The sequence below is a fragment of the Streptomyces sp. YS-3 genome (assembly GCF_045257485.1).
Lineage (GTDB): Bacteria > Actinomycetota > Actinomycetes > Streptomycetales > Streptomycetaceae > Streptomyces.
The window spans coordinates 1-7,820 of the sequence record NZ_JBJHPC010000347.1 but is presented as its reverse complement, the minus strand read 5'-3'; the positions used below and the strand labels follow the sequence as shown (position 1 = coordinate 7,820).

Here is a 7,820-nt window from a genome sequence, read left to right as displayed (position 1 = left end):
CCTCAGGGGCGCGGGGACTGCGCGATCAGCCCCCGCTGAGGCCCGGGGCGGAGCCCGGACGTGGAAAGGGGGCGCCCCACCCCGAAAGGTGCGGCGCCCCCCGTCAGCGGGCTACTTCGCCAGGAACGCCAGGAGGTCCTGGCGGCTCACCACGCCCGTGGGCTTGCCCTCGACCAGGACGATCGCCGCGTCCGCCTCGCCGAGGACCGACATCAGCTCGGCCACCGGCTCGCCCGAGCCGACCTGCGGCAGCGGCGGGCTCATGTGCTTCTCCAGCGGGTCCGAGAGCGAGGCGCGCTGCGCGAAGAGGGCCGAGAGCAGCTCCTTCTCCACCACCGAGCCGATGACCTCGGCCGCCATCACGTCCGGGTGACCCGCGCCCGGCTTCACGATCGGCATCTGCGAAACGCCGTACTCGCGCAGCACCTCGATCGCCTCCCCGACCGTCTCCTCGGGGTGCATGTGGACGAGGGAGGGCATCGCGCCCTCCTTGTCGGCGAGGACGTCGCCGATGCGGGCGGACGGGCCCGCCTCCTCAAGGAAGCCGTGCCCGGCCATCCACTCGTCCGAGAAGATCTTGGAGAGATAGCCGCGGCCGGAGTCCGGGAGCAGGACCACGACGACGTCGTCCGGGCCCAGGCCCTCCGCCACCCGCAGCGCCGCCACGACCGCCATGCCGCAGGAGCCGCCCACGAGCAGGCCCTCCTCCTTGGCGAGGCGGCGGGTCATCTGGAAGGAGTCCTTGTCGGAGACCGCGACGATCTCGTCCGTGACCTCACGGTCGTAGGCGGTCGGCCAGAAGTCCTCGCCCACGCCCTCGACCAGGTACGGACGGCCGGAGCCACCGCTGTAGACCGAGCCCTCGGGGTCCGCGCCGACCACCCGTACGGCCCCGCCGGAGACCTCCTTGAGGTACTTGCCGGTGCCGGTGATCGTGCCGCCGGTGCCGACGCCCGCCACGAAGTGCGTGATCTTCCCGTCGGTCTGCTCCCACAGCTCCGGACCGGTGGTCTCGTAGTGCGAGCGCGGGTTGTTCGGGTTGCTGTACTGGTCCGGCTTCCAGGCGCCGGGCGTCTCGCGCACCAGGCGGTCCGAGACGTTGTAGTACGAGTCCGGGTGCTCCGGGTCGACCGCCGTCGGGCAGACGACGACCTCGGCCCCGTACGCCCGCAGGACGTTGATCTTGTCGAGCGACACCTTGTCCGGGCAGACGAAGATGCACTTGTAGCCCTTCTGCTGGGCCACGATCGCGAGACCGACACCCGTGTTGCCCGAGGTGGGCTCCACGATCGTGCCGCCCGGCTTGAGCGCGCCGCTCTGCTCCGCCGCTTCGATCATGCGCACGGCGATCCGGTCCTTGACCGAGCCGCCCGGGTTGAAGTACTCGACCTTGGCCAGGACGGTCGCCTGGATGCCCGCGGTCACACTGTTGAGCTTCACCAGCGGGGTATTGCCGACGAGGCTGATCATCGAGTCGTGGAATTGCACCGTTGTCTCCGGGGTCTCCGTGATGGTCCCGCCAGCGTATGCGCACAGCGAGCGCCCGTTCACCTCACAGCGGGATTGAGCGACACCCGTCACCGGGCAGGTAGGTGGTGTACGGCTCCAAGGAGGTGGCGGTGGCTGGGAGTGTGTCGACCGTGTCGGCCGGGGTGTCGGCTGGGTCACGGGCGAGGGTGGCGCGCCGCATCGCGGCGGGCGCGGCGTTCGGCGGGGGCGGCATCGGGCTGCTCGCCACGGCCGCGGTCGGTGTGCTGCTCGCGGAGGCGGCGCTGGCCAGGCGCTCGGTGGGCGGTGCCACCGCCCCGCACCCGCCGAGCGCCGACGGGCTGTACGGGGTGGCGTTCGCCAACGGCACGCCCCCGCTGCGGCTCGGCATGCTGGGCGACTCCACGGCCGCCGGACAGGGCGTGCGGCGGGCCGGGCAGACCCCGGGGGCGCTGCTCGCCTCGGGGCTCGCGGCGGTGGCCGAGCGGATGGTCACGCTCCGCAACGTGGCGCAGCCGGGCGCCCAGTCGGACGACCTGGACCGCCAGGTCTCGCTGCTGCTGGCGGACCAGGCCCGGGTCCCGGACGTCTGCGTGATCATGATCGGCGCCAACGACGTCACCCACCGGATGCCGCCCACCCTGTCGGTGCGGCACCTGGCGGGTGCGGTGCGGCGGCTGCGTACGGCGGGCGCCGAGGTGGTTGTGGGCACCTGTCCCGACCTCGGCTCGGTCGAGCCGGTCTACCAGCCGCTGCGCTTCCTGGCCCGGCGCGTCTCGCGGCAGCTGGCGGCGGCCCAGACGATCGTGGTGGTCGAGCAGGGCGGGCGGACGGTGTCGCTCGGCCATCTGCTCGGCCCCGAGTTCGAGGCGAATCCGCGCGAGCTGTTCGGCCCGGACAACTACCACCCCTCGGCCGAGGGGTACGCGACGGCCGCGATGGCCGTCCTGCCCACGCTCTGCGCCTCGCTCGGGCTGTGGCCGGACGCCGACCGGCTCGACGCGGACCGCGACGAGGACATCCTGCCGGTGGCCAAGGCGGCGGCGGAGGCGGCGGCGGAGCCCGGCACCGAGGTGAGCGGGGCCCGCGCGCCCTGGGCACTGCTCAAGCACCGGCGCCGGCGGCGGCTGACCGCGACCGAGCCGTCCACCGCGCACCCGGCGCACCCGGCCCATCCCTGAGCGCCGGGCGCCGAGTCCCGTACGGCTCAAAGGATGTGCCGGCCCGTCACGTTCTTCGCCGTCACATTCGTCGCGGAACCGGTACGGGCGCGACATGTCCGCGCAGCACGCGCTTAACACTCGTGCGGAACAGTGGAGGGTGTCGGCGGGGGAGACCCGGCCGGCACCACCAGCGGCGTCAAGGACCTCCGGAGCGGCTCCCGGATGTCCCAGGCGTCCAGGACGCGGCGACCGGCCCTGACCCGGGACCGTGTCCCTCGCGGGGACCGCCGTCGTCCCGCCCCCCGGGCGACCGGGGGTGCGGCGGTCCCCGCGCTCAGCTTTCCGGGATTCCCGGGGTTCCCGGGATTCTCAGTATTCCGGTGTCCCGCCCTCAGTCGGTGTCGCCGTCGCCCCGGCGGCGCGGCCACGGCCACGGGCGGGCGGCGTGCACGGCGTTGACGCCGAAAATGCCCGCCCAGGTGACGAAGAGACCGCTCAGCCCCGCGTTCACGGCGCCGATCGCGGACAGCGGGATGGCGAGGACCAGCGAGATCATGCCGAACCCGAAGCGCTCGGCGAAGCCGAGGTCGGGGCTCGGGCCCGGCGGACGGCCGCCGCGCGCCACCACCATCTGCTGTTCCGCGAGCTGGCGCCGCACCCGGCGGTCGATCGCCGGGTCGAGGCGCTGCTCCACCTTCTCCAGGAACGAGTCGACGAGCGCGGGCTCGTACTCCTCGCCGAGCTCCCTGCGGGCCTGCAGGGTGGCGTCCAGTTCTTTGCGCAGATCGGCGTCGCGGGCTTCCATGCTCTCCACGGTACGGAGCGGGGGGCGCGGGCACAGTGGGGATAGCCCCCGTACTTGCCCCCCTGCATATGGTCATGCAGAGTGCTGGGCGACTGAATATCGTGGAGTTACGGGCGTGAGGAAGGGGGACGGCATGAGCGACGGCCCTGCCGCGCGGCTGCAACAGCTCTTCGAGGGGCGGCGGCTGACGCCGACCCAGCGGCGGATCGCCCATTCCATGGTGCGCAGGGCCGCCGATGTGCCGTTCCTGTCGAGCGTGGAGCTGGCGGAGCTGGCCGGGGTGAGCCAGCCGTCGGTGACGCGCTTCGCGGTCGCGCTGGGCTTCGACGGGTACCCGGCGCTGCGGCGCCATCTGCGCGAGGTGGTGCCCGCGGACGCGGCTCCGGCGGGTGAGGACGCGTACAACGAGTACCAGCAGGCGGTGCAGGCCGAGATCGAGAACCTGCGCCATCTGGCCGGGCTGCTGGCGGATCCGGCGCCGGTGGAGGAGGCGGGGCGGCTGCTGGCGGCGTCGCGGCCCCTGCCCGTGCTCGGTCTGCGCGCGGCCTCCTCGCAGGCGCGCGGCTTCGCCTACTTCGCGGCCAAGGTCCATCCGGATGTGCGGCTGCTCGACGAGGGCGGGTCGATGCTGGTCGACCGTATCGACGCGGCGTCGCGGGCCGGGGCGTCGGCGCTGCTGTGCTTCGCGCTGCCGCGGCATCCCCGGGAGGTGGTGGACGCGCTGGCGTACGCGCGCACGCGGGGTCTGGTGGTGGTCACGGTCGCCGACTCCGCGTTCGCGCCGGTGGCGCGCCACAGCGACCTGCTGATCCCGGCCGCGGTCGGCACGGGCCTCGCCTTCGACACGGCGTGCGCGCCGATGCTGCTGGGGCGGGTGTTGCTGGAGGCGATGTGCGACGGCCTGCCGGACGCGCAGGCGCGGCTGGAGGAGTTCGACGCGGGGGCCGCGGGGCGCGGCCTGTTCGTGGAGTAGGCCGTTTTGGCCTGCGGGGGCCCGCCCAGTTCCCCGCGCCCCTGAAGCCGTCGTTCGTCTGCGGGCCGGTGGTGGGCTGGTCGCGCAGTTCCCCGCGCCCCTGAAAACCCTCGCCCGTCTGCGGGCCGTGCTGGGTTGCTCGCGCAGTTCCCCGCGCCCCTGGGGGGCTGTGGCTTAGCTGGGGTCTCCGGCTGCGGCGGGATACCTGAGGGGCGCGGGGAACTGCGCGACCAGCCCCCACCGGTCCGCAGACGAACCCCTGGTCCGCGTCAGAACAGCAGCGCATCCGGGGTCGCCCCACCCGCCTCCGCCACGATCGACGCCACCGTCTGCGGCTCCCGGACCACCGCGAAGCGGACGCCCGACGGGGACGTCGTGAAGCCGTAAACGCCCGGCCTGGCAAGGCTGTTGTACGCGTAGTGGTGGGCGAAGCAGTACGCCCCGGTGTCCAGCACCGCCACATAGTCCCCCTGCTCCAGCCGCGGCAGCGGACGCCCCCGCGCCAGCAGATCCCCCGCGAAGCACGCGGGCCCCGCCACGTCCTGGAGGACGGGCGGCCCGGCCTTGGGGCGGCCCGAAGGGCCGTACGCGGCGATCCGCAGAGGCCAGGTCTCCGGCGCGTACACCGTACGGACCGCGATCTGCACGCCCGCGTGGGTGACCGCGATGGCCCGCCCCCCGGCCGTCTTCGCGTACTCCACCCGCGCCAGCACCGTCCCGTGCCGGGCCAGCAGCGACCGGCCGAACTCGGTCACCAGCGCGTACGACCCGTCCAGGAGCCCGGGCACCTCGGCGCGCAGCAGCCGCGCGTACTCCGCGTACGTCGGGCTGTCCTCGTCCGAGGCGAAGTTCACCGGCAGCCCCCCGCCGAGGTCGATCGTGTCGACCTGGCGCCGGCCCACGCGCGCGTTGATCTCCTCCGCCAGCTCGTACGCCGCCCGCACCCCCTCGGCCATCAGCGCCGGCGGCACCCCCTGGGAGCCCGTGTGGGTGTGCAGCCGGGTGAGCCAGGGGCGGGCCGCGTACGCCGCCACGACCCACTCCCGCGCCCCCTCGTCCCGCAGCGCCACCCCGAACTTCGAGGTCCGCGTGGCCGTGGAGAGCGCGTCGATGGACCCCGCTCCCACCTGCGGGTTCACCCGCAGGCCGAGCGGTGAGGCGGTCGCGGTGGAGGCGAGCAGCGCGTCGAGGCGGGCCAGCTCCTGCGGGTTGTCCGCGTTGACGGCCACGCCCAGCGCCAGCGCCTCGCGCAGCTCGGCGGGGGTCTTGGCGGGGGAGTCCAGGACCGTACGGCCGGGTGCGACCCCGGCGGCGCGGGCCAGCGCCAGTTCGCCGGGGCCCGCGACCTCCGCGCCGAGCCCCTCGGCCGCGAGCAGCCGCAGGACCGGCACCAGCGGGCACGCCTTCACGGCGAAGGCGTGCAGCACGGGTGCGTCGGTGACGGCAGCGAAGGCGCTGGTCAGCGCCCTCGCGCTCGCCCGGATGCCGGTGACGTCCAGCAGCGCGGCCAGCGGGACCCCGGGGCCGACGAGGCCCTGCTCCACGGCCGCCCGCACCGCCTGGTCCCGGCGCGCCGCCGCATCCGTGTCGGTCATGGCTTCCAGCCAATCACCGGGTGCGCCGACGCGCAGACGTACCGATGTATTGACTAGTTCTATTCAGACAGACAGGATGTGAATATCTGAGTCACGTCGTGAGGAGGCCTCGCCATGTCAGGACCCCGCCCCGTACGGGCACCGCGCGGTACGGAACTGAGCGCCCTGGGATGGCAGCAGGAAGCCGCCCTGAGGATGCTCCAGAACAACCTCGACCCGGAGGTCGCGGAGCACCCCGACAAGCTCGTCGTCTACGGCGGCACCGGCAAGGCCGCGCGCGACTGGCGCTCCTTCGACGCGATGGTCCGTACCCTGCGCACGCTCAAGCAGGACGAGACGATGCTCGTCCAGTCCGGCCGCCCGGTCGGCGTGATGCAGACCCACGAGTGGGCCCCGCGCGTCCTGATCGCCAACTCCAACCTGGTGGGCGACTGGGCGAACTGGGAGGAGTTCCGCCGTCTGGAGCAGCTCGGCCTGACCATGTACGGGCAGATGACCGCGGGCTCCTGGATCTACATCGGCACCCAGGGCATCCTCCAGGGCACGTACGAGACGTTCTCGGCCGTGGCGGCGAAGAAGTTCAACGGCACGCTGGCCGGGACCATCACGCTCACCGCCGGCCTCGGCGGCATGGGCGGCGCCCAGCCGCTCGCCGTGACGATGAACGACGGCGTCGCGATCTGTATCGACGTGGACCCGCGCGCCATCGAGCGCCGTATCGAGCACCGCTACCTCGATGTGAAGGCCGACAGCCTGCGGCACGCGCTGGAGCTCGCCGTCGAGGCGCGCGACGCCCGCCGGCCGCTCTCCATCGGCCTGCTCGGCAACGCGGCGGAGCTGCTGCCGCAGATGCTGGCCGAGGGCGCGCCCATCGACATCGTGACCGACCAGACGTCGGCGCACGACCCGCTGGCGTATCTGCCGGTCGGCGTCGACTTCGACGACATGGCCTCGTACGCGGCGAAGGACCCGGCGGGCTTCACCACCCGCGCCCGGGAGTCCATGGCCCGGCACGTCGAGGCGATGGTCGGCTTCATGGACGCGGGCGCCGAGGTCTTCGACTACGGCAACTCCATCCGCGGCGAGGCACAACTGGCCGGGTACGACCGGGCGTTCGCCTTCCCCGGCTTCGTCCCCGCGTACATCCGCCCGCTCTTCTGCGAGGGCAAGGGCCCCTTCCGCTGGGCGGCGCTGTCGGGCGAGGCGTCCGACATCCACAAGACGGACAAGGCGATCCTGGACCTGTTCCCGGAGAACGAGTCGCTGCACCGCTGGATCAAGATGGCGGGCGAGCGCGTCCACTTCCAGGGCCTGCCCGCGCGGATCTGCTGGCTCGGTTACGGCGAGCGGGACAAGGCGGGCGAGCGCTTCAACGACATGGTGGCGTCGGGCGAGCTGGCGGCCCCGCTGGCGATCGGTCGCGACCACCTCGACTGCGGCTCGGTGGCCTCCCCGTACCGCGAGACCGAGGCGATGCTCGACGGCTCGGACGCGATCGCGGACTGGCCGCTCCTGAACGCGATGGTCAACGTCGCCTCCGGCGCGTCCTGGGTCTCGCTGCACCACGGCGGCGGCGTCGGCATGGGCCGCTCCATCCACGCGGGCCAGGTGACGGTGGCCGACGGTACGGCGCTGGCGGGCGAGAAGATCCGCCGCGTCCTGACCAACGACCCCGGGATGGGCGTCATCCGGCATGTCGACGCCGGGTACGACATCGCGGAGTCGGTCGCGGACGAGCGGGGCGTGCGGGTGCCGATGCGGGAGGGTGAAGCGTGACGGGGGGCACCCCGTCGGCC

The 7,820-nt window shown here is 73.3% G+C and carries 6 protein-coding genes; 3 read left to right on the top strand and 3 right to left on the bottom strand.

Features of this window, described 5'->3' with window-relative positions:
- Nucleotides 1–111 precede the first annotated feature (111 nt).
- Nucleotides 112–1,488, bottom strand: coding sequence for a cystathionine beta-synthase (locus ACJA3G_RS24515; RefSeq protein WP_406555200.1), 1,377 nt, complete (start codon nucleotides 1,486–1,488; stop codon nucleotides 112–114).
- 188 nt (nucleotides 1,489–1,676) lie between these two features.
- Here ACJA3G_RS24515 and ACJA3G_RS24510 point away from each other — a divergent pair, with 188 nt between their 5' ends.
- Complete coding sequence (locus ACJA3G_RS24510; protein ID WP_406555201.1) at nucleotides 1,677–2,669, top strand: SGNH/GDSL hydrolase family protein; 993 nt, start codon at nucleotides 1,677–1,679, stop codon at nucleotides 2,667–2,669.
- A 373-nt stretch (nucleotides 2,670–3,042) separates the two neighbouring features.
- On the opposite strand, the gene ACJA3G_RS24505 is transcribed toward ACJA3G_RS24510, so the two are convergent.
- The gene (locus ACJA3G_RS24505; protein WP_406555199.1) at nucleotides 3,043–3,456 is read right to left on the bottom strand and encodes a hypothetical protein; all 414 of its coding nucleotides are present in this window, start codon (nucleotides 3,454–3,456) and stop codon (nucleotides 3,043–3,045) included.
- A 133-nt stretch (nucleotides 3,457–3,589) separates the two neighbouring features.
- Between ACJA3G_RS24505 and ACJA3G_RS24500 the strand changes: the two genes are divergently transcribed.
- The gene (locus tag ACJA3G_RS24500) at nucleotides 3,590–4,429 is read left to right on the top strand and encodes a MurR/RpiR family transcriptional regulator (protein WP_406555198.1); all 840 of its coding nucleotides are present in this window, start codon (nucleotides 3,590–3,592) and stop codon (nucleotides 4,427–4,429) included.
- Between the two features lie 269 nt (nucleotides 4,430–4,698).
- Here ACJA3G_RS24500 and ACJA3G_RS24495 read toward each other — a convergent pair whose 3' ends face one another.
- Nucleotides 4,699–6,024 (bottom strand): diaminopimelate decarboxylase, encoded by a 1,326-nt coding sequence (locus ACJA3G_RS24495; protein WP_406555197.1) that lies wholly within the window; start codon nucleotides 6,022–6,024, stop codon nucleotides 4,699–4,701.
- A gap of 114 nt (nucleotides 6,025–6,138) precedes the next feature.
- On the opposite strand from ACJA3G_RS24495, the gene hutU reads away from it, so the two are divergent.
- Nucleotides 6,139–7,800, top strand: a complete 1,662-nt coding sequence (gene hutU / locus ACJA3G_RS24490) for a urocanate hydratase (protein ID WP_406555196.1) — start codon at nucleotides 6,139–6,141, stop codon at nucleotides 7,798–7,800.
- The last annotated feature ends 20 nt before the right edge of the window (nucleotides 7,801–7,820 follow it).